Origin of the sequence: Acidocella sp. MX-AZ02 (assembly GCF_000306035.1) — a bacterium.
GTDB classification, from domain to species: Bacteria; Pseudomonadota; Alphaproteobacteria; order Acetobacterales; family Acetobacteraceae; genus Acidocella; species Acidocella facilis.
Window position 1 is genome coordinate 178,797 of the sequence record NZ_JH976209.1, and the last position, 25,261, is coordinate 204,057.

Sequence of the window (25,261 nt, forward strand, 5' to 3'; positions counted from 1 at the left end):
AACAGGAACGTCAACAATAAGCGCATGAACCAAGCCTGTAAGCCGAAACGGGGGACGTCAACCGGGGAGATAGGCAAATCCGTCAGTCATCGTATAGTGGCGCCATGCGGGGGATCATACTGGTCTTGTTGGGGTTGGATATGCTGGCGGTGGTGGGCGTGATGCTCGCCGGCGTGCTGGGCATGGCCGACAAAACCCGCGACCCGCGCCGCGCCAATCTGCTGATGCGCTGGCGCGTGGGGCTGCAAGGGCTGGCGATCCTGCTCGTCGTGATTTTGATGGTCAGCTGATGCCGCGTTTTGCCTTTTCCCAGATCGACGTGTTCACCGCCCGCCCCGGCTATGGCAACCCGCTGGCGCTGGTGCATGGCGCCGATGGGCTGAGCGGCGAGGAGATGCAGCATTTCGCGCATTGGACCAATCTCAGCGAAACCGCCTTCCTGCAGCCGCCCACGGCGCCGGAGGCCGACTACCAGGTGCGGATTTTCACCCCGAAATCCGAGCTGCCCTTCGCCGGCCATCCGACCTTGGGCAGCTGCCATGGCTGGCTGGCCGCCGGCGGGGTGCCGAAGGGCGACTTCATCGTGCAGCAATGCCAGGCCGGGCTGGTGAAACTCCGCCGCGACGGGCAGCGTTTGGCCTTCGCCGCGCCGCCAGCCGCGCAGTCGGACATCGCGCCGGCGCTGAAATCGCGCATCGCCGCGGTGTTGGGCATTGCGGCGGCGGAGATTCTCGCCACGCGCCAGCTCTCCGCCACCCGCCCCGGCTGGACCGGCGTGCTGCTGAAGGACCGCGCCGCCGTGTTGGCGCTGCGGCCGGATTTTGTGGCCCTCGGCGAGTTGGAGCTGGGCGTTGTTGCGCCGCACGGCGCGGACGGGGTGGATTTCGAGGTGCGCGGCTTTGTCAATGATGTCGGCGGGGAGGACCCGGTGACCGGCAGCCTGAATGCCGGGCTGGCGCGCTGGCTGATCGGTGCGGGGATTGCCCCTTCGCGCTATGTCGCCGCGCAGGGCACCGCTCTGGGCCGCGCCGGGCGGGTGCATGTGGCGCATGAGGACGGCGAATTCTGGATTGGCGGGGAGAGCGTGGAGGTGATCTCCGGCACGCTCGTCCTCTGAGCCATGCCGGGTGATCTGTTCCCCGAAACCCTGGCCCATCCGGGCCTGACCATCCTGCCGGGCTTCGCGGGCGAGGCCGCGCCCGCGCTGATGGCGGCGGTGCGGGAGATCGCCGCCCACGCCCCCTTCCGGCGCATGAAAACCCCCGGCGGCAAGGAGATGAGTGCCGCCATGACCAATTGCGGCGCCGTGGGCTGGGTGAGCGACGCCAAAGGCTATCGCTACCAGGCGAGCGACCCCTATACCGGCCTGCCTTGGCCGATGATGCCGGTGATTTTCCGTGATCTGGCCCAGCGCGCGGCGCAAGCCGGCGGGTTCGCGGGGTTTGCGCCGGACGTGGCGCTGATCAACCGCTACGAGCCGGGCGCCAAAATGTCCCTGCACCAGGATGTCGACGAGCAGGATTTTTCCGCGCCGATCGTCTCGGTCTCGCTGGGGTTGCCCGCGATGTTTTTATGGGGCGGGGCGAAGCGGACGGACAAGGCGGCGCGGATTGCGCTTGCCAGTGGTGACGTGCTGGTGTGGGGCGGGCCGGCGCGGAGGCATTTTCACGGGATTGCGCCGGTGAAGGCGGGGACGCATCCGCTGACGGGGGCGGCGCGGGTGAATTTGACGTTTCGACTGGCGATGTAGGGGGGCGGTCTGAATTAAAGGGAAGTGCAGCCCGGTTTTCATTGGTGAGCATTTGCCGTCTTCGAAAAGTAATAGATGTTTCGCGTTGCGGTTGTTCTATATGAAATAGAATAAGTATCATCGTCACATACGATTCAAAGATAACGAGAGGGCGGCATGGCAGCACTGACGCTGAGCGAGATAAGGCAGCTTGTGAGTAAAAATAACCGCTCAAATATTTTGTCAGACGAGTTCATTATTTGTCAGATTTGGAAAGAGTGCGGGTTTCGACCGAGACGGAATGAAGAAGGCTCTTCCGCTACCGGCATGATGCAAATGACCAAGGCCGCGATCAAAGATGTGAATGCTAGTCTAGGACAACACGCAAAACATTACACAGAGCAAGACATGTCCGACAACGCGCTGAATATCCAATGTGGAACACTTTATCTCGACATCCGTATCAAGCGGGCGGGGAACGACATCAAGGCAGGCGTGAATGGATACGGAACTGGCAATGGCTATGTGGATAATATTCTGGCCTGTGAAGCCTGCCTGAAAAAGGCTACAGGGGGGATCAATTGTTTGGTCCAAATTCACCCATGATTCGTGGTATTGTGATCAGCGCTTTCATTCTCTGCGCCATGCCAGCCATGGCGGCTACTGGGTGGGGCAGTTTAAGCAATTGGATCGGCCATTATCCGGATGAAAAGCTGGGGCCGGCAGGCGCGCAGTTGCTGGGTGTTCCGGCCATTCATTCCACGCTGCGGCATGTTTTGCCCGCCGCCGATTTTCAGGCGCTAAGCAACAGGTACAAACTGGCGGACCAAGTTTCGCAGGTAGGGCACTACATCCTCGTGGATTACTGCACAGCACATGATTGCGGGGCCAGCAATGTGACCATCGTGCTGGATCAGACCAGCGCCAATCTTTGGGTCGCTTTTTTCGATTCCAAAGGTTCCTCGGTTTCCACACGCTGGTATGGTACCGTGGATTATGCCGACCTGCCAGCGAACGTGCAGAATGCCGTCATAGCCGTGCATCGCCCAGCCAATTGATGGTTTGCAATAAAAACGGGGCCTTTCGGCCCCGTTTCCATCTCACTCCGCAGCCACGATAGACGGCAGCTTGTAGCCCCGCGGCCGGTAGAACAGGATCCCCAGCGCCAGCCCGCCAATGCCGACGACCTTGACGATCATGTTGAAGGTCGTGATCGCGTAAAATCCAAGCCCGATCAGCGCAATCGCCGACAGCGCCGGGAAGATCACATATTGTACGAAGGTGAAGCCGCTGCTCTTGCGATACACCCAGGCGCAGACCAGCCCGGCCAGGCCGTAATAATAGCAGACCTGCACCGCGATGGCGGCGACCGAGTCGTTCAAAATCGTGGACACCGAGGGCAGGAAGCTGGAAATCACGATCAGCACCAGCCCGACGATCAGCAGCATATACATGGTGCGCACCGGGGTGATGGTTTTCTCGTGCACCTGGCCGAAATAACCCGGCAGCGCGCGGTCGCGGCCCATGGCGAACAGGGTGCGGGAGAATTGCAGCATCGTCGTCTCCAGCGTGGCGACGGAGGAGAGGATCAGCACCAAAGCCGCGCCATACCCGCCCACCTTGCCAAGCCCGGCGGCGACGGCGACGTGATAGATCAGATTATCGGAAAAGCCAGAGGCATCCTTGAGGGAAAACATCATCAGCGCCGCCACGGTGAAGGCGACGAAGGAGGCGATGGTGGCGAAGATGGAGAGAAACCCGCCGCGCCCGGCGAGGTTCTGCTCCTGGCCCTTGGTTTCCTCGGCCAGATTCGCCGTCACGTCCCAGCCCCAATACAGGAACACCACGCTGAGCGAGGAGGCGGCGAAGCTGCCGGCCGGGTAGTTGAAGCCGAACCAGGACCAGGAGAAGGGCGAAACCGAGCCATGCAGCCCGCTATGGATGAAGGCGGCGACGCAAATGATGGCAAGGATGCCAAGCTCGATCCCGCTCATCACCATCTGGATCTTGCTGGTCAGCTCGATGCCGGTGATCAGCACCAGCCCGATGACGATGAACCAGACCGCGCCGATGCCGGTGGTGAGCAGAACATTGCTGGCCAGATCAGGGTCGATGAGCTGCAGCGTGGCAGTGCCCAGCGGCACCGAGCCGGTGACCATGAACACCAAAGCCGCGATCAGCAGCGCCCAGCCGGAGAAATAGCCGAAAAATCCACCGAACACGGATTTCGTCCATTCATAGGCCGCGCCCGCATTCGGCATTTTATGCGTCAGCCCCTTATAGGCGACGGCGATGCCCAGCATCGGCACCGCGAAGATCAGCAGCGCGTTGGGTGAGACGCTGCCCGCCGTGGCGAGCAGCCCGGCAATGGCGACGGCGATGGAAAAGCCCGGCGCGGAGCCGGCCACGCCCATGATGATCGATTCGAAAAACGATAACGAATCCGCTTTGAGTTTCGTGCTCATGCTGCTTCCTCCCCGTAGGGAATGAGGGTTGTTTTGGAATAGTATCAAAGGCGTTTAGGCAAAGCCAAGCACCGTTTGCGGCCAAACGGTGGTAGACAGAAAACAGCAGCTTTAGCGTGGGGCCGGCTGCTGCTGGGTGATGCAGTGGATGTTGCCGCCGCCGAGCAGGATTTCGCGTGCCGGGATCATCACGATCTCGCGCTCGGGAAACAGCCTGGCCAGAACGGCGCGCGCCGCCTCGTCCGTTTCCACACCGAAGGCGGGCGCGACGATGGCGCCGTTGGCGATGTAGAAATTCACGTAGGAGGCGGCGAGCCGCTCACCGGCGCGCCGGTTCATGCCCGAGGCGGTGGCATCCACCCCGTCCGCCTCCTCCTGGGTATAGAACATCGGCGTCGGCATCGGGATTTTTTCGATCACCAGCGCCCGGCCTTTGGCATCGCGCGCCCCTTGCAGCGCGGCCTCGGCGGCGCGGCTGACGGCGTAATGCGCATCCGCCGGATCATCGCACCAGCTCAGCAGCACCACGCCCGGCTTCACGAAACAGACGAGATTATCCACATGCCCGTCGGTCTCGTCATGCGGCACGCCTTCGGCGATCCAGATGACATGGCTGACGCCGAGATAATCCTTCAGCATCCGCTCCATATCCTGGCGGGTGATGTTGGGGTTGCGGTTCTCATTGAGCACGCATTGCTCAACGCAGAGAACCGTGCCCTCGCCATCCACATGCAGCGCTCCGCCCTCGATCACCAGAGGCGCGCGGAACGCGGTGGCGCGCTCAAGCCCCAGCATCTTGGACGCGATGGCATCGTCCTTGTCCCAGGGGAAATACAGCCCGCCCCAGCTTTTGAACGGCCAATCCACCCCGCCCAGCTTTCCATCCGGGCCGAGCAGGAAGGTGCAGGCAATGTCACGCGCCCAGGCATCGTTGCTGCTCATCTCCACCACCCGCACCGCCGGCGGCAGGCTGGCGCGGGCGTTTTCGTACTGGGCGTGGCTGACCAGCATCGTCACCGGCTCGAACCGGGCGATGGCGCTGGCGACAGCGACAAAGGCTTTCTGCGCCGGCTTCGCACCCAGGCGCCAATTATCCGGCCGCTCCGGCCAGATCATCCAGCACCCGTCATGCGCCGCCCATTCGGCCGGCATGGCAAAGCCGGCCTCACGCGGGGTGATCACATCGTTCATGGCACCCTCAGGCGTTTTTCAGATAGGCGTCATATTCCACATCGGAGATCCGCTTGCGCAGCTCGCTGATCTCCTGGCGCTTGGTGGCGGTGTAATAGCGCTGGAACTCCGCCCCGAAAATATCGCCCATCGCCGCGGAGGCGCCGAATTTATCCACGGCCCCTGACCAGGCGATGGGCAAGGGCGGCGCCAGGGGGCTGCGGATGGTGCCATGGGTCTCCGGCCCTGGATCCATCCGCCCTTCCAGCCCGGCGAGCGCGGTGCCGAGCAGCGAGGCGAAGGAGAGATAGGGGTTGCAATCCGCCCCGGCGACGCGATGCTCGATGCGCGAGGCGGCCGGGTCGGCGGTGATCACGCGCACCGAGGCCATGCGGTTATCATGCCCCCAATCGCCATAGGTCGGCGCATGCACGCCGGGCGCGAAGCGGCGATAGGAATTGGCATGCGGGGCCAGGGTCAGCATCGTATCCGGCATGTTGTGGATGATGCCGCCCAGCGCGTGATACAGCTCCGGTGCGGCGCGCTCCGGCGTGCCGACGAAGATGTTCTTGCCGGCATTGTCGAGGATCGACATATGCACATGCATGCCCGAGCCGGCCCATTGCCCGTAGGGCTTGGCCATGAAGGTGGCGGTGAGGCCGTGCTTGCGCGCCACCTGCTTGATGGTGCGCTTGAACAAGGTGGCGCCGTCGGCCAGGCGCATCGCGTCGGTCGAGTATTTCAGCGTCACCTCGAACTGGCCGGGGCCGGATTCGGAGACGAGGGTTTCCAGGATGATGTCCTGCGCTTTCGCGCAGGCCATCATTTCACGCAGGATGGTCTCGTAATCATGCACTTCGCCGAGCCCGACAGCGTCGATCTGCCAGCCGCGCCAGCCGCTCTCATCGGCGCCGCGCGGGGCGATCTTCATGCCGTTCTGGCGGGAATCGACCAGATAGAATTCCAGCTCCACGCCCAGAGCCGGGGTCAGCCCGGCCTTGGCGTAGCGGGCGAGCACCCGTTCCAGCGCGCCGCGCGGGTCCAGGTAATAGAGGCTGCCATCCTCCTCGCGCATGGTCAGCAGCGCCTGGGCGACATTGCCCTCCGCCCAGCCCATGCGGGTGATGGAATGCGGCACCGCCACGCAGAGCCCGTCCGGATCCCCGGTATCATAGGCGATGCCGCCCTCGACGATGTCGCGGCCCCAGATATCCAGCAGGTACGCCGAGCGCGGAATCGCGATGCCGGTGCCGAGCAGGGATTTCGCCTTGTCGCGCTGCAGCCATTTGCCGCGCGGCACGCCGTTCACATCGATGATGAAGGCTTCGATGTAGTCGGCGCCGGAGAGCAGGGAGAGCTTGGCTTCAAGCTCCGGGTTGGCGAGCATGTTCATTGCGCAACCTCGCTGCGCACATCGGCGTAGGTCTTCTCGAAGGCGATCTTCGCCATCGCCGCGAACTGCTCGATCTCGGCATCGCTGATGATCAGCGGCGGCGAGAACAGCATGGTGTCGCGGGTGGCGCGCATCATCAGCCCGGCCTTGATCGAATGATCCCGGCAGATCACGCCGACGCGGCCATTTTTCTCGAAGCTCTTGCGGGTGCGCTTATCGGCGGTCAGCTCGATCGCGCCGATCAGCCCGACGCCGCGGATCTCGCCGATAATCGGCAGATCGCCGATGGCCTCGGTGAGTTTTTCACGCAGCAGCGCGCCCTTGCGGGTGGCCTCGGCGACGAGATTTTCGTTTTCGATGAGTTCGAGATTCTTCAGCGCCACAGCGCAGGAGACCGGATGGCCGGAATAGGTGAAGCCGTGATAATATTCGCCCGCCTCATTCACCAGCACATCCGCGACGCGCCGGTTCATCAGCAAGGCGGAGAGCGGCAGATAGCCGGAGGTGAGGCCCTTGGCGGTCGTCATCATATCCGGCTCGATGCCGAACGTGTTGCTGCCGAACCAGTTGCCGGTGCGCCCATAGCCGCAGATCACCTCATCGGCGATCAGCAGAATATCGTACTGTTTGCAGATGCGGTTGATCTCCGGCCAGTAGCTGGCGGGCGGGATCAGCACGCCGCCGGCGCCCTGGATCGGCTCGCCGATGAAGGCGGCGACGTTCTCGGCGCCGAGTTCGAGGATCTTCTTCTCGACCTCCTTGGCAGCGTAGAGGCCGAATTCCTCCGGGCTCATCTGCCCGCCCTTGCCGTACCAGTAAGGCGGCAGCACCTGGGCGAAATTCGGCATGTCGCCGGCCTGGCGGTGCATGTCCTTCATCCCGCCGGCGGAGGCGCCGAGCGTGGTGGAGCCGTGATAGCCATATTCACGGCCGATGATGATCTTCTTCTCGGGCTTGCCGAGCGTCTGCCAGTACACGCGCGCGGTGCGCAGGGCGCTGTCCACCGCCTCGGAGCCGGAGCAGGCGAAGAAGGCGTGCTCGAACCCGGCCGGGGAGATTTCCGCCAGCTTGGTGGCCAGGCGCACGGCGGGCTCGTTCGTGGTTTTGAAGAACGTGTTGTAATAGGGCAGTTTCGCCATCTGGGTGGCGGCGGCCTCGACCAGCTCCTGGCGGCCATAGCCGGCGGCGACGCACCAGAGCCCGGCCATGCCGTCCATGATCTTGTTGCCGTTGGAATCGTGCAGATACACGCCTTCCGCCTTGGTGATCAGCCGCACCCCCTGCTCGTGCAGCTCCTTATGGTCGGTAAAGGGGTGAAAATGGTGGGCGGCGTCCAGCGCCTGCCAATCAAGGCCGTGGGTGAGGTTGTCCAGCATAGTGGGCTCCGATGATTTCTGAATATGAAAATGCCCAAACTCCCCGTTCGGGCAGGGGGAAACTCAGAACCGGGGCGGGCTGAAGCCAATACGTGCGCAGAGGATAAGCAACTCTGCTTGCAAAGTAAGCGCAGGTGGTAGGGCTGCCGAAACCATGCCCAAATCTGGCATGGCGGTAAAAACCTATCAAGAAATTTTTATAACAGCACGCCCCGCCCGCCGGGAGGCGGACGGGGGCCGAGGCTTAAAACACCAGCCAGATGCCGCCGAAGACGATGTCGTTATTCGCGGCCGAGCGGCCATTGCCGTCGTAATTATGCGCCAGCCCGTTGAAATACGGGTAGATCGTACCCTCCAGGAAGAATTTCGCATTCACCCAGGGGAAGATTTTCGGCCCGCCTTTGTTGAACGGGTAGTAATCCAGCTCGGTGGTGAAGCTGGCGGTGTTGGGCTTGCCGTTGGCGTTGCCGGAGATGGGGGCGGCGGCGTACAGCCCGGAATCCGCGTTGCCGCCGATATTGGTGAAGGATTCGGTGGCGCCGAACATCTGGTGCCAGAGATAGGAGACCGTGACGGTTTCCTGGTTCAGCGTATCGTTCAGGTTGGCGGTGTTGCCGGCCGGGAAGCTCGCCCCCCAATGCTGGCTCTCATGATACCAGGAGGCCTGCAGCGAGATCGCCTGGTTAGCGGTGATGTGCTGGATCTGCGCGTCCAGCCCGAGATCGGTGATGTCATCCTGCGGGCCATGGCTGAAGCCGCTGGGATAAGGATGATCGACCAGCCCGGAGGTGCCGATCTCGTAGGAATTCTCGCCGACGCTATGCTGGATGGCCAGGCGCCAATACGGAATGGTGCCGCCCACCCCGTTGGCGGGGCCGACCCCCAGCGCGTAGGCGGTGTGGTTGGGCAGGGATTTATAGGCGTCGAACTCGCCATAGAGCATGTCCGCCGGGGTCAGGTAATAGGCCGCATAGCCGCCCACGCCGACGACGCTTTGCGCCAGCCCGCTGATCTGCAGCCCGGCGGTGGGCGAGACGCCCAGCTCATCCGGGATGAACGGATAGCCCCAGGCCGGCAGCGTGTTCCACACGTCGGTGAGGCCCGGCGCGTTGTTGAAGGTGACGCCATAGAGGATCTGCCGCCCCGCCAGCTTGGCGCTCTGGGCGAAGCGTATATCGGTATTGTCCCAGTGGAACTGGTGCGCCACCCCGTCGAACGTGCCCTGGATGAAGGCGCCGAGGCCGAGATTTTTATCCAGCACACCGCCATAGAACAGGCTGGTCTGCTGGATCGACCAGGCATTATTGGGCGGATAATCCGGCGCCAGCCCGCCGGGCACGCTCTTGTTCAGATAGGTATAGCCGGCCTCCAGCATGGCGGAGAAATTATGCGCCCGCGGGTAGGTCTGGTCACCCAGCGTGTAGCCTTCCAGCTTGAACAGCCGCCCGAACGGGGTGAGCTGGGGAAAGCCGATATGGCAGGCGGCGCAGGCCAGGCCGGTTTGCGCCGCAAAAGCGGGAATCGCCTGGGCGGGGCGGCTGAAGGCCAGCAGCCCGGCCAGCCCGGCGAGGCTGAGGGCGGTGGTGGAGGTAATGAAGCGGCGCATCGCGCGTCTCCTGGCTGTTTGGTTATGATCGTGAAGCCAAGCCTGCCATCCTCCCATTTCGCCCTGTTGGCCTTGATATGGCGCAAACCCCATCATCTTTACGGGAAAAAGCCGCCCCTTGCCCGCCCGGGCCGGGCGGGGCAAGACAAGGGCCATGTCCGACCTTACCGATCTCGACGAGCTGCTGAGCAAGCGCGGCCGTTCCGCCCAATTCGGCGCCTATGTCACCGCCCTGGCGTTCGACGCCTCCGGCCTGCCCGGCTTTGCCCTCGGCGACGGCACGCTGCGGCTGGGGCCCGATCATCAGAGCATCGCCGCGCATGACGGCGCGGCGCTGAGCCTGTCAGCGCATCCGCAGGGCGGCTTTGTGACCGGCGGGGATGATGGGCGGCTGGTCTGGACCAGGCCGGATGGCGGCACCCAGGAGTTGCACAAATTCGGCTCCAAATGGGTGGAGCAGCTGGCGGCCTTCGCCGGCAAAAGCCCGCTGCTGGCGGCCGCGGTGGGCAAGATGCTGTATCTGATGAGCCCGGGCGGTGAGGTGCTGAAAGAGATCGCGCACCCCTCCACCGTCACCGGCATCGCCTTTGACGCGAAGGGCAAGCGCGTCGCCGCCTCGCATTATAACGGGGCGAGTTTGTGGTTCACCGCTTCCGGTTCGCTGGTGGCGCCGAAGCTGGAATGGAAGGGCAGCCATACCGGCGTTGCCATCCATCCGGCCGGGGAGGCGCTGGTGACGGCGATGCAGGAGAACGCCCTGCATGGCTGGACGCTCCCGGGGGGCAAGCATATGCGCATGTCCGGCTATCCCTCCAAGCCGGAATCGCTGGGCTTCACCAAATCCGGCAAATGGCTGGCGACCGCCGGGGCGGAGAGCATTGTGCTCTGGCCCTTCTTCGGCGGCGGGCCGATGGGTAAGCCGCCGATGGAGCTGGGCATGGGCGATGGCGTGATCAAGCGCGTCGCCTGCCATCCGCAGCGTGAGGTGGTGGCGGCCGGGTTCAATACCGGCATGGTGCTGGTGGCGGATGTGGGGCGGGAGCGGGTGCTGGCGGTGTGCGGGCCGGGACGCGGCAGTGTCAGCGCGCTGGGCTGGAGCCAGAACGGCGCGCAGCTCGCCTTCGGCACGGAAGAAGGCTTCGCCGCGATTGTGGATTTCAATGGTTAGAGCAACATCCGATCAAACGAAATCGTTTGATCGGATAAATTTGCTGGCTCTAAGTTTTATATCGGCGAGCAATTTCACGTGTTTATCTTGACGCTGCCGCGTCAATCTAAACACATATTGCTCTAATCAAAGCCTTCGCGACATCTTCGGAGGAGGCCGGGTTCTGGCCCGTAACCAGCTTGCCGTCCTGGACCACGTGCGCGCTCCAGTCTGGGCCTTTCTCATACAAGCCGCCGAGGGTTTTGAACTCGTCCTCGATCAGGAAGGGCACAATATCGGTCAGCTCCACCGCCGCTTCCTCGCTATTGCTGAAGCCGGTAACATGGCGGCCCTTGATCAGCGCATCGCCGTTTGCAGCCTTCACGTGGCGCAGCACGCCCGGCGCGTGGCAGACAAACCCGATCGGCTTGCCGGCGCGCTCGAAGCTCTCGATCAGCCTGATCGAGGACGGTGATTCCGCCAGGTCCCAAAGCGGGCCATGGCCGCCCGGGTAGAATACGGTGTCGAAATCATCCTGCTTCACGCTGTCCAGCTTGACTGTATTCGCCAACGCCTGCTGCGCGGCGGGGTCGGCCTTGAAGCGGTGGGTCAGCTCGGTCTGGAATTCAGGCAGGTCACTTTTCGGGTCCAGGGGCGGCTGGCCGCCAGCCGGGGAGGCAAGGGTGATCTCAGCCCCGGCATCCTTGAATATGTAATAAGGTGCCGCGAACTCCTCAAGCCAGAAGCCGGTTTTCTTCCCGGTATTGCCCAGCTTGTCGTGGGAGGTGAGAACCAACAAGATTTTCATGAGTTATACTCCATGCAAGCCCGCCATGTTGGCGTTTGGCACTGGCCGATCAAGGCATTGAACGGTGATGATTCCAAAACATCCTTTCGGCGGTCTCGTGCATCACCTGCGCCCGTACCGCCGGGTCCGGGAAAAGCTGGCCGGCCAGGGCCAGGGACATGCCGTAATCCAGCCGCTCCGGCAGGCGCAGATAGGGCAGATCCGAGCCCCAGAGGCAGCGTTGCGGCCCGAAGGCGCGCAGCAGCTCGGCCACCACCCCATGCGCGCCTTCGAACGGCCAGGGGAAGGCGGCGAATTTATGCAGGCCGGAGAGTTTGATGCAGGTCGGTGCCTCGCGCTCGGCCAGGCATTTCAGGGCGCGGAAGGCGAAGCCATCCAGCCCGGCGGCGAGGTCCGGACGGCCGCAATGGTCGATCACCACCCGCACCTCGGACTCTTCGATCAGCGCCATCGCCTCGAACACCTGCTCACCCTCGAATTGCAGATCCAGCACCATGTCCAACGCCGCCAGCTTTTCGATCAGCCCGGCATGGGCGCGGAAATGCCCGGGCGGGTGGGCGGGCATCTGGAAGGCAGCGCCGACGATGCCTTGCGCCTTGAGCGCCGCCAGCGCCTCGAAGGAGATATCCGGCGCCAGCACGGCGATGCCGCGCCAGGCGCCGTTGGATGCCGCCAGCGCCTCCAGCAGCGCGGTATTGTCCGGGCCATAGCCGGAGGTGGGCTGCACCAGCACGGCCTTGCCCACCCCATGCGCGGCGAGCAGCGGGCGCAGATAATCCAGCGTGCACAGCTCCTGCCCGGCCGGGTGATAGCCGGTCTCGGCCGCATAGCCATGGCGGGCCGGGTCGAGCAGATGCAGATGGGTATCGATCTTGGGTTCGCTGATCAGCGTGGCGAGGTCGGTCATGGCGCCAGTGAAGCGCAGCTGAACCTCCCCGCAAAGCCTCAGCTTTTTTTGGCGCCTTCGCGTATCAGCAGCAGCAGGGCCAGGAAGACTTCCAGCCCGAAGACCCAGGTGGAAACATCATGCCCGCGCGCGAAGGCGGCTTCATTGCCCGCCACCCGCCACGCATCCAGCCTTGGCATCAGCCAGAACCAGCTCCAGAGCGTGCCGAGAATGGTCACCCCCGGCACCAGGGCGGCGCGCCCCCGCCCCAGCAACAGATAGCCAAAGGCGGACAGCCCGGCGGTGATCAGGCAATAAAGATATAAAACCGGAAAGGCCGTTCGAATGAACGGCCCCCCGATGGCAAGCGGCAGCCTGGTGAAGACCAGAGGCGCCATCACCGCGCTGAAAAACAGCATCCCGCCCGCGAGCAGGCCCAGCCCAGGCAGGGCCAGCAAGCGGCCGAGACGGCGCATCAGTAGCGATACGCCTCATGCTTGAACGGGCCCTGAACCTGCAGCCCCAGATAATCCGCCTGCTTCTTGGTCAGCTGGGTCAGCTTGGCGCCGACCTTGGCCAGATGCAAAGCCGCCACCTTCTCGTCCAGATGGCGCGGCAGCACATAGACCTTGCGCTCATACTTGCCTTCCGGGGCGGTCCAGAGCTCGATCTGCGCCAGCACCTGGTTGGTGAAGCTGGCGGACATCACGAAGCTCGGATGGCCGGTGGCGTTGCCGAGATTCACCAGCCGGCCCTCGGAGAGCACGATCAGGCGCTTGCCATCCGGGAAGACCACCTCATCCACCTGCGGCTTCACATTTTCCCATTTATAGTTGCGCAGCGCCTCGATCTGGATCTCGCTGTCGAAATGGCCAATGTTGCAGACGATGGCGCGGTGCTTCATGGCGCGCATATGGTCGATATTGATGACATCGACATTGCCGGTGGCGGTGACGAAAATATCGCCTTCCGGGGCGGCATCGTCCATCGTCACCACCTCATAGCCTTCCATGGCGGCCTGCAGGGCGCAGATCGGGTCGATCTCGGCGACCTTCACCCGGCAGCCGGCATTGCGCAGCGAGGCGGCCGAGCCCTTGCCGACATCGCCGAACCCGGCGACGACGGCGACCTTGCCGGCCATCATCACGTCGGTGCCACGGCGGATGCCGTCCACCAGGCTCTCGCGGCAGCCATAGAGATTGTCGAACTTGGACTTGGTGACGCTGTCATTCACGTTGATGGCGGGCACCAGCAGCTTGCCGGCCTTTGCCATCTCCCACAGGCGATGCACGCCGGTGGTGGTCTCCTCGGAAATGCCGCGAATATTGGCCAGCATCTCCGGGTATTTATCATGCATGATCTGGGTGACGTCGCCGCCGTCATCCAGGATCATGTTCGGGGTCCAGCCATCGGGGCCGCGCAGCGTCTGCTCGATGCACCACCAGAATTCTTCCTCGCTCAACCCCTTCCAGGCGAAGACCGGGATGCCGGCGGCGGCAATGGCGGCGGCGGCCTGGTCCTGCGTGGAGAAGATATTGCAGGAGGACCAGCGCACGGAGGCGCCGAGCGCCACCAGCGTCTCGATCAGCACGGCGGTCTGGATGGTCATGTGCAGGCAGCCGACGATGCGGGCACCGGCCAGCGGCTTGGATTTGCCGAATTCCTCGCGCAGCGCCATCAGGCCGGGCATTTCGTCCTCGGCCATGGAGATTTCCTTGCGGCCCCATTCAGCCAGGGACATGTCCTTGACCTTGTAATCGGTGGGCAGGTTGGCGTCTGGCATGGCGGTACGTCCTCAAACTTTAAAAACGGGAAACTTGAAAAACTCGAAACTCGAAAAACTGGAGAAACCCTTATTCGCTCGGGGCGGTTATGCCAACCGGCGAGGCTTTCAGCTTTTGCCGGAATGGCTTGCGAATTGATGAATTGCGGTTCAATTGCGCCCGCCTTATATCATCAGGTTGAATATTTTAAGGCTTGGCGGCGGGCAGGCTGGCGAAATATGCGGCCACATCCTGGCGCTGCGTCAGGGGCAGCGCGGCCGCGATGCGGCGCATCAGCGCATTGCCGCCCTGGCCCGCGGCCATCAGATTCAGCGCGGCGACGATATCATCCGCCTGGCGCCCGGCCAGCGCCGGCGCGCCGATAGAGCTGTTGCCCTGGCCTTGCGCGCCATGGCAGGCGGCGCAGGGCATGGCGCCGTTTTCATTGCCGTGCAGGACGATCTGCTGCCCCGCCGGCGCGGCGGCGGCCAGGCCCAGCAGCAGCAACGGCGCGGCCCGCAGCGCCTTCACGCGCCCGACGGGCCGGAGGGGCCATAGACCGGCAGCAACAGCAGCAGATCGCCGCCATCCGCGAATTTCAGCGTGATGCCGATCTTCTCGCCCACCTTCATCTTCGGCTTCATACACATCAGATGGTAGCCGCCTTCGGCGAAGCTCACCTGGCCATGGGCGGGGATGGTGAGGCTCTTCACCATCTCCATCGTCGAGGTGCCGCCATCATTCACCGTCTTGTGCAGCATCAGCGTACCGCAGGCCGGCGAGCTGGCGCCGATCAGCCTGGTGGTGCTGTCGCCGCTATTGCTCAGCGTCATGTAGCCGCCGGCCGGGATGTTAGGTAGCAGATACCGGAACCAGCCATTCGCGGCATGGATATTGGCCGGGGAGGGCTGCGGCGTGGCCGAGGGGCTGGGGGCGGCGGCGCCGAGCAGCACGGGTAGCACGAGCAGAGCAAGGTGGCGTTTCATGCAGACTGGATAGCGCAGCCACGGGCGCAAGAAAAGCTTACGGCGTGGGAGGCTTTGTCCGGACATTGGCGCATGGCCGCCATTTATTGCCAATTTTGGCGTTGCGGCGCAAAAGGCGGCCATGGATCATATCCGCCTCGCCGATGCCGCCCGGGCCACGCGGCGCATGTTTGTCCGCGACCTGGTGCTGGAGGCGCAGATCGGCGTCTATGCCCAGGAGCATGGCCGCACCCAGCGCGTGCGCTTCAATCTGGATCTGGCGGTCGAGGATGACGGTGCCGCGCATCTCTCGCGCCCCGCGGTGGGGGCGGATGATCTGCGCCGGGTGGTGGATTACGATACGGTGATCAACGCGGTGCGCGAGATCATCGCCAGCGGCCATGTGCAACTGGTGGAGACGCTGGCCGAGCGCGTCGCCGAGGCCTGCCTGCGCGATCCAAGGGTGCGGGTGGCGCGGGTGATGGTGGAAAAGCTGGACGTGTTCGCCGATGCCGCCAGCGTGGGTGTGGAAATCGAACGCCGGACTATCTAGTTGTCCACTTCCACCACCCCGGTTCCAGCAAGGGGGTTTGGGTGGATTTGGAAACGGAGATAATTCGTTGAACAAATGTTAATGTCGTTCAAAATCAATATGTTAACTATGAATAACCAGGACCGGACCCGGCTCCTTTTCGGCCCGGCCTGGGCAGGGCGTGCACAGCTTGCCTGCCGACATTCCACAGAGTTATCCACAGGCGGAAGGGGATAAGTTTGGAGGCTGCGAAAATCGGCGTCGAGGTGATCGAAACCGCGCTGGAGACGATGCCGAACAACCCAGGCGTGTACCGGATGCTGGATGGCAAGGGCGATGCGCTCTATGTCGGCAAGGCGCGCAACCTGAAAAAACGCGTCACCTCCTACACCCAGATCAATCGTTTGCCGGAGCGGCTGCGGCGCATGGTGGCGGATACCGCCGCGATGGAGATCCTCACCACCCATACCGAGGCCGAGGCGCTGCTGCTGGAAGCCAATCTCATCAAGAGGTTGAAGCCGCGCTACAATATCCTGCTGCGGGACGACAAAACCTATCCCTGGCTGATGCTGACGGCGGGGCAGGCGTTTCCGCGCATCGCCAAGCATCGCGGGGTGCAGGAGAAGGGCAATCTCTATTGGGGGCCGTTCGCTTCGGTCTGGGCGGTCAACCAGACCGTGCAGGCGCTGCAGCGCGTGTTCCTGCTCCGTACCTGCGCGGATACCGTCTTCACCAACCGCACCCGGCCTTGCCTGCTGTTCCAGATCAAGCGCTGCTGCGCCCCCTGCGTGGACCGGGTCAGCAAGGAGGAGTACGGCAAGCTGGTCACCCAGGCCCGGGATTTCCTGCAGGGAAAGACCGGCGCGGTGCAGAAGGATCTCGCTGCTGCGATGCAGCAAGCCTCTGAAAATCTTGAGTTCGAGCGCGCGGCGGCGCTGCGTGACCGGATCCGGGGCCTGGCCTATGTGCAGGGCAGCGAGGTCATCAACCCGGAAAGCCTGGGCGATGCGGACGTGATCGCCCTGCACCAGCAGGCCGGCCAGGCCTGCGTGCAGGTGTTCTTCATCCGCGGCGGGCGCAATAACGGCAATCGCAGCTTTTTCCCCGCCCATGCCAAGGATGAGGAGGCGCCGGAGGTGCTGGCCGCCTTCATCGCGCAATTCTATGACGACAAGCCGCCCCCGGCGCAGCTTCTGCTCAACCATGCGCCGCAGGAGCAGGCGCTGCTGGAAGAGGCGCTGAGCCTGAAGGCGGAGCGGCGGGTTTATATCTCGGTGCCGCAGCGCGGCGAGAAGGCCGATGTGGTGGCCCATGCCGCCACCAATGCGCGCGAGGCGCTGGAGCGCAAGCTGGCCGAGAGTGCCGGCCAGGGCAAATTGCTCGCCGCCACGGCGGAATTGTTCGGCCTGGCGGAGACGCCAAGGCGGATCGAGACCTATGACAACTCCCACATCATGGGCACCAACGCTTACGGGGTGATGGTGGCGGCCGGGCCCGAGGGGCCAATGAAATCCGCCTATCGCAAATTCAGCATCAAATCCGTGCTCACCCCGGGCGATGATTTCGCGATGATGCGCGAGGTGCTGCAGCGCCGCTTCGGCCGCGCGCTGGAGGAAGACCCGGACCGCAGCGGCGAGAGCTGGCCGGATCTGGTGCTGATCGATGGCGGTGCTGGCCAGCTTTCGGCGGCGAAGGCGGTGATGGCGGATCTGGGGCTGGAGGATATCCCGATGGTCGCCATCGCCAAGGGGCCGGACCGCGATGCAGGGCGGGAATGGTTCCACATGGAACATCGCGAGCCCTTCCAGCTGCCGCCGCGTGACCCGGTGCTGTATTTTCTGCAGAGGCTGCGCGATGAGGCGCATCGCTTCGCCATCACCACCCACCGCGCCGCCCGCAGCAAGAAGCTCACCACCTCGGAGCTGGATGAGGTGCCGGGCATCGGCGCCGCGCGCAAAAAGGCGCTGCTGCTGCATTTCGGCTCGGCGCGCGGGGTGAAGGGGGCGGGGCTGAAGGATCTGGAATCCGTCCCCGGCATCAACCGGGCCACGGCCCGCGCGGTCTATGGCTTCTTTCACCCCGGTGTAAGGCTGGAGGATTAGCCCCTCTTGGCTTCCCGCGCCGAAGCTATAAGTTTGGAGCACAAAACAAGCGTGTGGGGGTATGGATGAGCCAGTCTGATTGGGCGGATGTGAAAAGGCTGGCGGCCGAGGCGCCGGACATGCGCGCATTATTTGCCGAAGATGCGACCCGGTTCGCGGATTTTTCCGTCACCGCCGCCGGGCTGCTGCTGGATTTTTCCAAAACCTCCCTCACCGGCAGCAGCTTCGCTGCCCTGCTGCGGCTGATCCGCGCCAGCGGGCTGGAGGAAAAGCGCGCCGCTATGTTCGCCGGCGCGCCGATCAACCTCACCGAAAACCGCGCCGTGCTGCACACCGCCTTGCGCGCCCCGGCGGATGCGCAAATCCTGGTCGGCGGGGAGAATGTGGTGCCGGCGGTGCAAGAGACGCTGGGGCGCTTTCTGGCCTTCGCCGAGGCAGTGCGCGGCGGCGCCATCGCGGCCGCCGACGGCAAGCCGTTCACCGATGTGGTGAATATCGGCATTGGCGGCTCGGATCTCGGCCCGGCGATGGTCACCGCCGCGCTCGCCCCCTATCATGACGGGCCGCGCCTGCATTACGTCTCCAATGTCGATGCGGCGCATCTTTCGGACACGCTGAAGCGGCTGGACCCGGCGCGGACCCTGTTCATCATCGCCTCGAAGACCTTCACCACGGTGGAGACGATGACCAACGCCGCTTCCGCCCGGCGCTGGCTGGCGGCCGCTCTGGGTGAGGATGCGGTGGGGGCGCATTTCTGCGCCGTCTCCACCGCGCTGGAGAAATGCGCGGCCTTCGGCATCGCCCCGGACCGGATTTTCGGTTTCTGGGATTGGGTCGGCGGGCGCTATTCGGTGTGGTCCTCGGTCGGGCTGCCGGTCGCCATCGCCATCGGCGCGGAACATTTCCGCGCCTTCCTGGCCGGGGCCAGGGAGATGGACGAGCATTTCCGCGACGCCAGACTGGAAGAGAACCTGCCGGTGCTGCTGGCGCTGGTCGGGCTCTGGCACCGTGACGCGCTGGGCTACCCGGCCCGCGCCATCCTGCCTTATGACCAGCGCCTGGCGCGGTTTGCGGCCTATCTGCAGCAGCTGGACATGGAATCGAACGGCAAGCAGGTGACGCGCGAGGGCAACCCGGTCGCGCAGCCCACCGGCCCGCTGGTGTTCGGCGAGCCCGGCACCAATGGCCAGCACGCCTTCTATCAGCTGATCCATCAGGGTACGGATGTGGTTCCGTGCGAATTCTATATCGCCGCCGAAGGCCATGAGCCGGAGATGGCGGTGCATCATGAGCTGCTCGTGGCCAACTGCCTGGCCCAGGCGCAGGCACTGCTGCAAGGCCGCAGCCTGGAGGAGGCCAAGGGCAATCCGCACCGGGTTTTCCCCGGCAACCGCCCCTCCATCGTCACCGCCTACCGCAAGCTGGACCCGGCGACGTTGGGCAAGCTGATCGCGCTCTATGAGCACCGCGTGTTTACCGAGGCGGCGGTGTGGAACATCAACGCCTTCGACCAATGGGGGGTGGAGCTGGGCAAGGAGCTGGCGACCAGGCTGCTGCCAATGGTGCGCGGCGAGGCCGGCGATGGGGCGGATGGCTCCACCACCGGGCTGCTCGGCTATCTGCGCGGGGGGCGGCGGTAACGGCGTTGCCAACGCCCCGGAGGTTTTTCGCCGCTCTTTTGTAAAAAAGCGGCACCAAAAAACTTTTATAACTTCTTCAAGGGGTTATTTTCAAAGTTCGGGGGTGGTGCGGCGCTCGTGCAGCGCCTCCACCCGGTCCAGCAGCTCCGAAAACACGAAGGGCTTGACGATATAATCATCGCCGCCGGCTTCCAGCCCGGTCATCCAGTCGCCCAGCGCGCCGAGGCCGGAGAGGAACAGCACCGGCGTGGTCACGTCATGCGCGCGCAGCTCGCGCAGCAATTCCGCCCCATCCACCCCGCCGGGGAGCTGGCGGTCGAAGATCATCACGTCGAACTTGCCCTTGGCGGCGCGGCTCAGCCCGTCCTGCCCGTCAATCGTATGCGTGACCTCGTGATTCGCCTCGGCCATGCCATTGGTGACCACGCTGGCCACCGTCTCGTCATCCTCGATGAGCAGAATGCGCATCATCCAACTCTCTTTCCCGGTTTCACAAACACTTGTTCACCTGCTGTATAAGCCTAATCTGAGTGACCTTAGTTTACAGTTGGGTTGCTTTTGGTTGAAAAAATCGGGGATGAGAGTGGCACAGGAGATTCAGGCATGATGCCCGCTGAGGAGGACGACGCCCCCGGCGGGCTGGAGCCCTTCGCCGCGCAGGTGGCGCATGACTTCAATAATCTGCTGACCGGCGTGCTCGGCAATCTCGAATTGCTGGAGATGCGCGCCGCCCGCAACAAGATCGAGGGGCTGGAAGGCTATTTGTCCGGCGCGCGCAATGCCGGCGCCCGCGCGGCGGGGTTCGCGCACCGGCTGCTGGTCTATTCCGGCCGCACCGCCCGCCCGGCTGAGCCGGTGGAGGTGACCGCCTTGCTGCGCACGCTGGCGGGCCAGCCGGAAGGGCGTGGCGTGGCGATGACGCTGCCGCCGCAAACGCTCTTCGCCATGGCTGACCCGGACGGGTTGCAGCAGGCGGTGGTGGAGCTGATCGAGAATGCCAGGGAAGCCGCCCCGGCCTCGCATGCCCTGGCGCTGCGGGCCGCGCTGCAGGATGGCATGGTCTGTATCGAAATGCGCGACGATGGCCCGGGCATGGCGCCGGAGGTGCTGGCCCAGGCCGCCGAACCGCTCTTCACCACCCGCGCCAACGGCGCCGGGCGTGGGCTGGGGCTGGCCATCGCCGCGCGCAGCATGGAGCGCGCTGGTGGCAGGCTGGTGCTGGACAGCGCGCCGGGGCAGGGCTGCGTGGCGCGGCTGCTGTTACGGCCGGCGGAGGGCTAGGAGAGCCTGGCTGGGACGGGAGGATTCGAACCTCCGCATGGCGGAATCAAAATCCGCTGCCTTACCGCTTGGCGACGTCCCATCGGCTGGGCGCTCTCATAAGCCGGTCGGGGGCGGCTGGTAAAGCCCCCCGCCCCAACACCACCAGGAAGATTGCTCACCCTGCAGCGTCGCGGCGGCTTGGGCGGCGTTCTCGGCGGTTTCGAACAGGGCGAAGCAGGTGGCGCCGGAGCCGCTCATCCGCGCCAGCAGCGCGCCCGGCAGTGCCGCCAGCGCCGCCAGCACCGTGCCGATGACGGGCTGAATGCCGATCGCCGCCGCCTGCAGATCATTGCCGCAGCGCTTCAGATCCTCGGCCATCAGCCGGGCGCTGGGCCACATCGCCGGCAGGCGCGGCGGTGGCGAGAAGCCGCCAGTGCGGGCCTTGAACACCGACGGGGTAGGTACCGCCACGCCAGGATTGACCAGCACCATGCCAAACTCCGGCAAACGCGGGGCAGGGGCCAGTACCTCGCCGATGCCCTGCATCCGCGCCGGTTCGCTGCGCAGGCAGACCGGCACATCCGCCCCCAGCGCCAGCGCCAAGGCCGGCAGATCCGCCTTTTGCAAGCCCCAGAGCCGGCAGAGGGCGCGCAGCGCCGCCGCCGCATCGGCCGAGCCGCCGCCAATGCCCGAGGCCACTGGCAGGTCCTTTTCCAGATGCAGCCGCGCCCCGCGCCCCGGTGCCAGCGCCCGCGCCGCCTTTAGCAACAGATTATCCGGCTCGCTCTGCAACGCCGCGCCGAAGCGCCCGCCCAGGCTCAGGCTCAGCGCCTCCGCCGCCTCAACCTGCACCCGGTCGCCGACATCAGGGAACACCGCCAGGCTGTCGAGCAGATGATACCCATCCGCCCGCCTGCCGGTGACATGCAGATAGAGATTGACCTTCGCTGGCGCGAAAACCGTGAGGCTCATGGCGTGGGGGCGCCGAAATGCTGCTGGATATTGGCTTCCAGCGCCGCTTTCAGCGTCGCATCCGGGTTCAGCCCCAGCGCGCGGTCCCATTGATAGGCCGCCTGCAGCTTTTGCCCCGCCTGCCAGAACGCATCGCCGAGATGGCCGTTGACCTCGGCATCGTCTGGCGCCAGCTCCACCGCCTGGATCAGCAGTGCCAGGGCGCGCTTGGTGTTGCCGCGCTTCATCTCGACATAGCCGAGCGAATCCAGCACCGCCGGATCCTTCGGGTCCAGCCCGGCGGCCTTGCTCAGCATCGCCTGCGCCTCATCCAGCTTCTCGTCGCGCGAGGCCCAGCTATAGCCAAGATAATTCAGCACATAAGGCTGGTTGGGGGAGAGTTTCAGCGCCTGTTCCAGGTCCGGCTCCGCGGCCGCCCAGTTGCCGGTTTCGTCCTCGCAGATGCCGCGATCGAAATACAGGCTCCAGGCGGCGGCCGGCGGCGGATTGCCGGCCAGGGCGATCGCCTTCTGGTAATAAGGCAGTGCCTGGCCGCATTGATGCGCGGTGCGCCAGACATCGCCGGCGGCGGCCAGCAGCCCGGGATTGTCCGGGTGCTGGGCGCTCAGCCCGTCGAGCAGCGCCACCGCCTTGTCCGGCTCGCCCAGGCTGGCGAGCAGGCTGGCCTGCTGCACTGCGGCCGGGCCATAGAGCGCGTCGCCGGGCTGGATCGGCGCCAGCGTGTCGAGCGCGTTGCGCATTTCCACCGGCGTCGGGGTGGCGTTGGGGTCGTCGCTGTCGATCTGGGTGGAGGCCAGGATCAGCCGCGCGGCGGAAAGGTCCGGGCGCAGCTCCAGCGCGAAGCGCAGGAACACGCTGCGCAGGAACAAAGCCTGTGGCTGGCTGAGCGAGGCCGCCAAGGTGAGATAGGCTTCGGCCATGCCCTGCACCGGGGTGGAGATCACCTTCGCCCCCATCTGCGCCTGCAGCTCCGGCAGCGCGATGGCGAGGTCCGGATGCGCCGCGATCAGCGCCATCAGCACCGCCTCGGCCTGCGCCTTGTTGCCCTGGCGGGCATCCCAGCTGGCCAGGATCTGCGCCAGGCGCAGATTGGGCGAGGCGGCGGAGACGGCGCCGTAGAGCTGGGTGGCACTCTTGGTATCGCCAGCCGCATCCGCGATCAGCGCCGCGTTCAGCACATACACGCCACCAAAGGCGCCATTATTGAAGCTGGGGCCGAGCGTGTTCAGCGCCCCTTGCTCGTCGCCCTGGCCGAATTGCGTCCAGGCGATCAGCAGCGGTTCGATCAAAGCCGCCAGCTGGTCGCCGGGCAGGGATTTGAAGAAGGTGGCGGCCTGCTTGTAATCGCCTTGCATCGCCGCCTGGTTGCCGCGCAGCAAGGCGGCCAGCGCATTGCCGGGCAGGCGCGGGGCGAGCGCCTGCGCCTCATCGCCGCCGGCCAGCACGCCGGAGAGAAACCCTTCCTGCGCCAGGCGCGGATTATCCGGGTCGGTTTGCAGCGCCTTGGCATAGAAGCGGGCGGCCCGCGCCGGGTCGTTCACCGAAGCCGCGTAGCGCGCCGCCAGAAACGCCCCGAAGGCTGGGTTGGGTTTGGTGGCCGGGGTGGGGGCGGTGTCGGGGAAGGAGGCCGTACCGGCAGCGCCCGCCGCGCAGGCGGAAAGCATGATGCAGGCAGCGACGGCGAAGCGGCCGAACGGCAAGGAGATGCGCATGAGCAGACTCTAGCAGCGCTGTTGCGGAGCGGCAAAAACCGTGAAGCAGGGCTCGCTTGTTCGCGCCCAGGGGCTGGGATAGGCTGGCGGCATGGAGCCTGGGTTCGAAGCGACAACCAACGACGTCACCGTGCAGGTGCGAGTCATGTTTCTGGATGAGCAGTCGCAGCCGGGGGCGGGGCGGTTTTTCTGGGCCTACCATATTTCCATCATCAACCAGGGCGGCGCCACCGTGCAGCTGCTCAGGCGGACCTGGCACATCACCGATAGCACCGGCTACACCCATGTCGTGCATGGGGATGGCGTGGTGGGCGAGCAGCCGGTGCTCACCCCGGGGGCGCGGTTCGAGTACAGCTCCGGCGCGCCGCTGGCCACCGCCTCGGGCTTCATGGTCGGCACCTATCACATGCAGCGCCTGCCTGGCGGCGAGCCGTTCGACGTCGCGGTGCCGGCCTTCAGCCTGGACAGCCCGCACGAGGATCCCAGGCGGCATTGAGCCGTGCGATTTGCGCCCAATATTGGCTGAGTGATCCGGCTGGCCCATATAAACGTAATCGTCATACATGACGTCTTTAATGCCTCAGACCTGAAATGGAGCGCCGCGTGAACATCCAGTTGAAAGCCGCCAAGGCCGCGAAACGCAAGCAGAGCCTGGTCCGCCCGACGCGGGAACAGGCCGAGGAGGCGGTGCGGACCTTGCTGCTCTGGGCCGGGGACGACCCGACCCGCGAAGGGCTGCTGGATACCCCCAAGCGCGTCGCCAAATCCTATGCGGAATTCTTCAAGGGCTATGAGGAGGATCCGGTCGAGATCCTCTCGCGCACCTTCGAGGAAACCGAGGGCTATGACGAGATGATCCTGCTGCGGGATATCCGGCTGGAGAGCCATTGCGAGCATCACATGGTGCCGATCACCGGCAAGGCGCATGTCGCCTATCTGCCGGGCAAGCGGGTGGTGGGGATTTCCAAGCTTGCCCGTGTCGTGGATGCTTATGCCAAGCGCCTGCAGATTCAGGAAAAACTCACCGCGCAGATCGCCAACACCATCCAGGAGGTGTTGCAGCCGCGCGGCGTGGCGGTGGTGATCGAGGCGAATCATCAATGCATCTCCACCCGCGGCGTGCACAAGCCCGGCGTCTCGATGATCACCAGCCATATGGTGGGCGAATTCCGCGACAACCCCTCGACCCGGCGGGAATTTCTGGCCATGATCCAAACCCGGAGTTGCACCGGGGAGTAACCTGCGTATGAGCCAGCACGAGCCTTTCATGAAACGCGCCATCGCCCTGGCGCGCCAGGGTGTGGCCGGTGGCCATGGCGGCCCGTTCGGCGCGGTGATCGTGCGCGATGGCAAGATCATCGGCGAGGGGCATAATCGCGTGCTCTCCGCCATCGATCCCACCGCCCATGCCGAGGTCACGGCGATCCGCGATGCGGCGAAGAAGGAAGGCCAGTTCGACCTCTCCGGCACCGAGATCTACGTGAACGGCCAGCCTTGCCCGATGTGCATGTCGGCGATTTTCTGGGCCCGGATCGGCAAGGTGTATTATGCCTGCGCCCCGGCGGATGCCGAGGCGATCGGCTTTGACGACCAGGAATTTTACCGCCAGCTCGCCAAGCCCGAGGGCGAGCGTGACACCCCGGCTATCCAGCTCACGGAATTCCTCGAAGAGGCGCGGGATTCCTATCAGGACTGGATCCGGCGCGAGGCGCGCATCCCTTACTGATTGCTG

At 64.6% G+C, this 25,261-nt stretch carries 27 protein-coding genes and 1 tRNA gene; 13 read left to right on the plus strand and 15 right to left on the minus strand.

Annotated features, from left to right (window positions below; all coding sequences use genetic code 11):
* Positions 1 to 104: 104 nt before the first annotated feature.
* The 5 genes from MXAZACID_RS13050 to MXAZACID_RS13070 all read left to right on the plus strand — a co-directional run bounded on the left by MXAZACID_RS13050 (position 105) and on the right by MXAZACID_RS13070 (position 2,787).
* Positions 105 to 290, plus strand: coding sequence for an HIG1 domain-containing protein (locus MXAZACID_RS13050; RefSeq protein ID WP_026439014.1), 186 nt, complete (start codon positions 105 to 107; stop codon positions 288 to 290).
* On the plus strand, positions 290 to 1,117 hold the full coding sequence (locus tag MXAZACID_RS13055; RefSeq protein ID WP_008494888.1) for a PhzF family phenazine biosynthesis protein: 828 nt from the start codon (positions 290 to 292) through the stop codon (positions 1,115 to 1,117). Before MXAZACID_RS13050 ends, MXAZACID_RS13055 begins: the two co-directional genes overlap by 1 nt.
* A gap of 3 nt (positions 1,118 to 1,120) precedes the next feature.
* Positions 1,121 to 1,750, plus strand: a complete 630-nt coding sequence (gene alkB, locus MXAZACID_RS13060; RefSeq protein WP_008494889.1) for a DNA oxidative demethylase AlkB — start codon at positions 1,121 to 1,123, stop codon at positions 1,748 to 1,750.
* A 156-nt stretch (positions 1,751 to 1,906) separates the two neighbouring features.
* Positions 1,907 to 2,335 carry a lytic transglycosylase domain-containing protein gene (locus MXAZACID_RS13065; protein WP_008494890.1) on the plus strand — a complete coding sequence of 143 codons (429 nt, stop codon included), beginning with the start codon at positions 1,907 to 1,909 and terminating at the stop codon, positions 2,333 to 2,335.
* A complete protein-coding gene (locus MXAZACID_RS13070) occupies positions 2,332 to 2,787 on the plus strand; it encodes a hypothetical protein (protein ID WP_008494891.1) in 456 nt (151 codons plus the stop codon). The genes MXAZACID_RS13065 and MXAZACID_RS13070 overlap by 4 nt, the downstream gene beginning before the upstream one ends.
* A 42-nt stretch (positions 2,788 to 2,829) precedes the next feature.
* On the opposite strand, the gene MXAZACID_RS13075 is transcribed toward MXAZACID_RS13070, so the two are convergent.
* From MXAZACID_RS13075 to MXAZACID_RS13095, 5 genes are all read right to left on the minus strand, one after another.
* Positions 2,830 to 4,194, minus strand: a complete 1,365-nt coding sequence (locus tag MXAZACID_RS13075) for an APC family permease (protein WP_008494892.1) — start codon at positions 4,192 to 4,194, stop codon at positions 2,830 to 2,832.
* A 111-nt stretch (positions 4,195 to 4,305) separates the two neighbouring features.
* Positions 4,306 to 5,385, minus strand: a complete 1,080-nt coding sequence (gene aguA, locus MXAZACID_RS13080) for an agmatine deiminase (RefSeq protein ID WP_008494893.1) — start codon at positions 5,383 to 5,385, stop codon at positions 4,306 to 4,308.
* 7 nt (positions 5,386 to 5,392) lie between these two features.
* A complete protein-coding gene (locus tag MXAZACID_RS13085) occupies positions 5,393 to 6,757 on the minus strand; it encodes a glutamine synthetase family protein (RefSeq protein WP_008494894.1) in 1,365 nt (454 codons plus the stop codon).
* A complete protein-coding gene (locus tag MXAZACID_RS13090; protein WP_008494895.1) occupies positions 6,754 to 8,133 on the minus strand; it encodes an aspartate aminotransferase family protein in 1,380 nt (459 codons plus the stop codon). Before MXAZACID_RS13090 ends, MXAZACID_RS13085 begins: the two co-directional genes overlap by 4 nt.
* A gap of 244 nt (positions 8,134 to 8,377) precedes the next feature.
* Positions 8,378 to 9,739, minus strand: a complete 1,362-nt coding sequence (locus MXAZACID_RS13095) for a hypothetical protein (RefSeq protein WP_008494896.1) — start codon at positions 9,737 to 9,739, stop codon at positions 8,378 to 8,380.
* A 154-nt stretch (positions 9,740 to 9,893) separates the two neighbouring features.
* Here MXAZACID_RS13095 and MXAZACID_RS13100 point away from each other — a divergent pair, with 154 nt between their 5' ends.
* Positions 9,894 to 10,907: a WD40 repeat domain-containing protein gene (locus MXAZACID_RS13100; protein ID WP_008494897.1), complete on the plus strand. Its 1,014-nt coding sequence runs from the start codon at positions 9,894 to 9,896 to the stop codon at positions 10,905 to 10,907.
* A gap of 106 nt (positions 10,908 to 11,013) precedes the next feature.
* Here MXAZACID_RS13100 and MXAZACID_RS13105 read toward each other — a convergent pair whose 3' ends face one another.
* The 6 genes from MXAZACID_RS13105 to MXAZACID_RS13130 form a co-directional block, all read right to left on the minus strand.
* Positions 11,014 to 11,694, minus strand: coding sequence for a type 1 glutamine amidotransferase domain-containing protein (locus MXAZACID_RS13105; protein WP_008494898.1), 681 nt, complete (start codon positions 11,692 to 11,694; stop codon positions 11,014 to 11,016).
* A 49-nt stretch (positions 11,695 to 11,743) separates the two neighbouring features.
* Positions 11,744 to 12,601, minus strand: a complete 858-nt coding sequence (locus MXAZACID_RS13110; protein ID WP_008494899.1) for an amidohydrolase — start codon at positions 12,599 to 12,601, stop codon at positions 11,744 to 11,746.
* Positions 12,602 to 12,639: 38 nt separating this feature from the next.
* Positions 12,640 to 13,056: a DUF4149 domain-containing protein gene (locus tag MXAZACID_RS13115; RefSeq protein ID WP_008494900.1), complete on the minus strand. Its 417-nt coding sequence runs from the start codon at positions 13,054 to 13,056 to the stop codon at positions 12,640 to 12,642.
* Complete coding sequence (gene ahcY / locus MXAZACID_RS13120) at positions 13,056 to 14,363, minus strand: adenosylhomocysteinase (protein ID WP_008494901.1); 1,308 nt, start codon at positions 14,361 to 14,363, stop codon at positions 13,056 to 13,058. The genes MXAZACID_RS13115 and ahcY overlap by 1 nt, the downstream gene beginning before the upstream one ends.
* A gap of 187 nt (positions 14,364 to 14,550) precedes the next feature.
* Positions 14,551 to 14,874, minus strand: coding sequence for a c-type cytochrome (locus tag MXAZACID_RS13125; RefSeq protein WP_008494902.1), 324 nt, complete (start codon positions 14,872 to 14,874; stop codon positions 14,551 to 14,553).
* Positions 14,871 to 15,329: a copper chaperone PCu(A)C gene (locus MXAZACID_RS13130; RefSeq protein WP_008494903.1), complete on the minus strand. Its 459-nt coding sequence runs from the start codon at positions 15,327 to 15,329 to the stop codon at positions 14,871 to 14,873. The genes MXAZACID_RS13125 and MXAZACID_RS13130 overlap by 4 nt, the downstream gene beginning before the upstream one ends.
* Before the next feature lie 121 nt (positions 15,330 to 15,450).
* Here MXAZACID_RS13130 and folB point away from each other — a divergent pair, with 121 nt between their 5' ends.
* The 3 genes from folB (at position 15,451) to pgi (ending at position 19,582) form a co-directional block, all read left to right on the plus strand.
* On the plus strand, positions 15,451 to 15,861 hold the full coding sequence (folB, locus tag MXAZACID_RS13135; protein WP_008494905.1) for a dihydroneopterin aldolase: 411 nt from the start codon (positions 15,451 to 15,453) through the stop codon (positions 15,859 to 15,861).
* A 218-nt stretch (positions 15,862 to 16,079) separates the two neighbouring features.
* Positions 16,080 to 17,942: an excinuclease ABC subunit UvrC gene (gene uvrC, locus MXAZACID_RS13140; protein ID WP_008494906.1), complete on the plus strand. Its 1,863-nt coding sequence runs from the start codon at positions 16,080 to 16,082 to the stop codon at positions 17,940 to 17,942.
* A gap of 65 nt (positions 17,943 to 18,007) precedes the next feature.
* Positions 18,008 to 19,582, plus strand: a complete 1,575-nt coding sequence (pgi, locus tag MXAZACID_RS13145) for a glucose-6-phosphate isomerase (protein ID WP_008494907.1) — start codon at positions 18,008 to 18,010, stop codon at positions 19,580 to 19,582.
* Positions 19,583 to 19,672: 90 nt separating this feature from the next.
* On the opposite strand, the gene MXAZACID_RS13150 is transcribed toward pgi, so the two are convergent.
* Entirely contained in the window at positions 19,673 to 20,053 is a 381-nt protein-coding gene (locus MXAZACID_RS13150) for a response regulator transcription factor (protein ID WP_008494908.1), read from the minus strand.
* A gap of 132 nt (positions 20,054 to 20,185) precedes the next feature.
* On the opposite strand from MXAZACID_RS13150, the gene MXAZACID_RS13155 reads away from it, so the two are divergent.
* Complete coding sequence (locus MXAZACID_RS13155) at positions 20,186 to 20,863, plus strand: sensor histidine kinase (protein ID WP_008494909.1); 678 nt, start codon at positions 20,186 to 20,188, stop codon at positions 20,861 to 20,863.
* A 7-nt stretch (positions 20,864 to 20,870) separates the two neighbouring features.
* On the opposite strand, the gene MXAZACID_RS13160 is transcribed toward MXAZACID_RS13155, so the two are convergent.
* From MXAZACID_RS13160 to MXAZACID_RS13170, 3 genes are all read right to left on the minus strand, one after another.
* A tRNA-Gln gene (locus tag MXAZACID_RS13160) sits at positions 20,871 to 20,945 on the minus strand.
* Between the two features lie 14 nt (positions 20,946 to 20,959).
* Entirely contained in the window at positions 20,960 to 21,817 is an 858-nt protein-coding gene (locus tag MXAZACID_RS13165; RefSeq protein ID WP_008494910.1) for a 4-(cytidine 5'-diphospho)-2-C-methyl-D-erythritol kinase, read from the minus strand.
* The gene (locus MXAZACID_RS13170) at positions 21,814 to 23,529 is read right to left on the minus strand and encodes a tetratricopeptide repeat protein (RefSeq protein ID WP_008494911.1); all 1,716 of its coding nucleotides are present in this window, start codon (positions 23,527 to 23,529) and stop codon (positions 21,814 to 21,816) included. The genes MXAZACID_RS13165 and MXAZACID_RS13170 overlap by 4 nt, the downstream gene beginning before the upstream one ends.
* A 91-nt stretch (positions 23,530 to 23,620) precedes the next feature.
* Between MXAZACID_RS13170 and apaG the strand changes: the two genes are divergently transcribed.
* From apaG to MXAZACID_RS13185, 3 genes are all read left to right on the plus strand, one after another.
* Positions 23,621 to 24,025 (plus strand): Co2+/Mg2+ efflux protein ApaG, encoded by a 405-nt coding sequence (apaG, locus tag MXAZACID_RS13175; RefSeq protein ID WP_008494913.1) that lies wholly within the window; start codon positions 23,621 to 23,623, stop codon positions 24,023 to 24,025.
* Positions 24,026 to 24,120: 95 nt separating this feature from the next.
* On the plus strand, positions 24,121 to 24,768 hold the full coding sequence (gene folE / locus MXAZACID_RS13180) for a GTP cyclohydrolase I FolE (RefSeq protein WP_008494914.1): 648 nt from the start codon (positions 24,121 to 24,123) through the stop codon (positions 24,766 to 24,768).
* 7 nt (positions 24,769 to 24,775) lie between these two features.
* The gene (locus MXAZACID_RS13185) at positions 24,776 to 25,255 is read left to right on the plus strand and encodes a nucleoside deaminase (protein WP_008494915.1); all 480 of its coding nucleotides are present in this window, start codon (positions 24,776 to 24,778) and stop codon (positions 25,253 to 25,255) included.
* Positions 25,256 to 25,261 lie beyond the last annotated feature (6 nt).

Bases quoted from the DNA above. Each gene is read 5' to 3' on its own strand.
- MXAZACID_RS13050 (WP_026439014.1), top strand. From the start codon at position 105: ATGCGGGGGATCATACTGGTCTTGTTGGGGTTGGATATGCTGGCGGTG.
- MXAZACID_RS13055 (WP_008494888.1), top strand. From the start codon at position 290: ATGCCGCGTTTTGCCTTTTCCCAGATCGACGTGTTCACCGCCCGCCCC.
- alkB (WP_008494889.1), top strand. From the start codon at position 1,121: ATGCCGGGTGATCTGTTCCCCGAAACCCTGGCCCATCCGGGCCTGACC.
- MXAZACID_RS13065 (WP_008494890.1), top strand. From the start codon at position 1,907: ATGGCAGCACTGACGCTGAGCGAGATAAGGCAGCTTGTGAGTAAAAAT.
- MXAZACID_RS13070 (WP_008494891.1), top strand. From the start codon at position 2,332: ATGATTCGTGGTATTGTGATCAGCGCTTTCATTCTCTGCGCCATGCCA.
- MXAZACID_RS13075 (WP_008494892.1), bottom strand. From the start codon at position 4,194: ATGAGCACGAAACTCAAAGCGGATTCGTTATCGTTTTTCGAATCGATC.
- aguA (WP_008494893.1), bottom strand. From the start codon at position 5,385: ATGAACGATGTGATCACCCCGCGTGAGGCCGGCTTTGCCATGCCGGCC.
- MXAZACID_RS13085 (WP_008494894.1), bottom strand. From the start codon at position 6,757: ATGAACATGCTCGCCAACCCGGAGCTTGAAGCCAAGCTCTCCCTGCTC.
- MXAZACID_RS13090 (WP_008494895.1), bottom strand. From the start codon at position 8,133: ATGCTGGACAACCTCACCCACGGCCTTGATTGGCAGGCGCTGGACGCC.
- MXAZACID_RS13095 (WP_008494896.1), bottom strand. From the start codon at position 9,739: ATGCGCCGCTTCATTACCTCCACCACCGCCCTCAGCCTCGCCGGGCTG.
- MXAZACID_RS13100 (WP_008494897.1), top strand. From the start codon at position 9,894: ATGTCCGACCTTACCGATCTCGACGAGCTGCTGAGCAAGCGCGGCCGT.
- MXAZACID_RS13105 (WP_008494898.1), bottom strand. From the start codon at position 11,694: ATGAAAATCTTGTTGGTTCTCACCTCCCACGACAAGCTGGGCAATACC.
- MXAZACID_RS13110 (WP_008494899.1), bottom strand. From the start codon at position 12,601: ATGACCGACCTCGCCACGCTGATCAGCGAACCCAAGATCGATACCCAT.
- MXAZACID_RS13115 (WP_008494900.1), bottom strand. From the start codon at position 13,056: ATGCGCCGTCTCGGCCGCTTGCTGGCCCTGCCTGGGCTGGGCCTGCTC.
- ahcY (WP_008494901.1), bottom strand. From the start codon at position 14,363: ATGCCAGACGCCAACCTGCCCACCGATTACAAGGTCAAGGACATGTCC.
- MXAZACID_RS13130 (WP_008494903.1), bottom strand. From the start codon at position 15,329: ATGAAACGCCACCTTGCTCTGCTCGTGCTACCCGTGCTGCTCGGCGCC.
- folB (WP_008494905.1), top strand. From the start codon at position 15,451: ATGGATCATATCCGCCTCGCCGATGCCGCCCGGGCCACGCGGCGCATG.
- pgi (WP_008494907.1), top strand. From the start codon at position 18,008: ATGAGCCAGTCTGATTGGGCGGATGTGAAAAGGCTGGCGGCCGAGGCG.
- MXAZACID_RS13150 (WP_008494908.1), bottom strand. From the start codon at position 20,053: ATGATGCGCATTCTGCTCATCGAGGATGACGAGACGGTGGCCAGCGTG.
- MXAZACID_RS13155 (WP_008494909.1), top strand. From the start codon at position 20,186: ATGATGCCCGCTGAGGAGGACGACGCCCCCGGCGGGCTGGAGCCCTTC.
- MXAZACID_RS13165 (WP_008494910.1), bottom strand. From the start codon at position 21,817: ATGAGCCTCACGGTTTTCGCGCCAGCGAAGGTCAATCTCTATCTGCAT.
- MXAZACID_RS13170 (WP_008494911.1), bottom strand. From the start codon at position 23,529: ATGCGCATCTCCTTGCCGTTCGGCCGCTTCGCCGTCGCTGCCTGCATC.
- apaG (WP_008494913.1), top strand. From the start codon at position 23,621: ATGGAGCCTGGGTTCGAAGCGACAACCAACGACGTCACCGTGCAGGTG.
- folE (WP_008494914.1), top strand. From the start codon at position 24,121: ATGGAGCGCCGCGTGAACATCCAGTTGAAAGCCGCCAAGGCCGCGAAA.
- MXAZACID_RS13185 (WP_008494915.1), top strand. From the start codon at position 24,776: ATGAGCCAGCACGAGCCTTTCATGAAACGCGCCATCGCCCTGGCGCGC.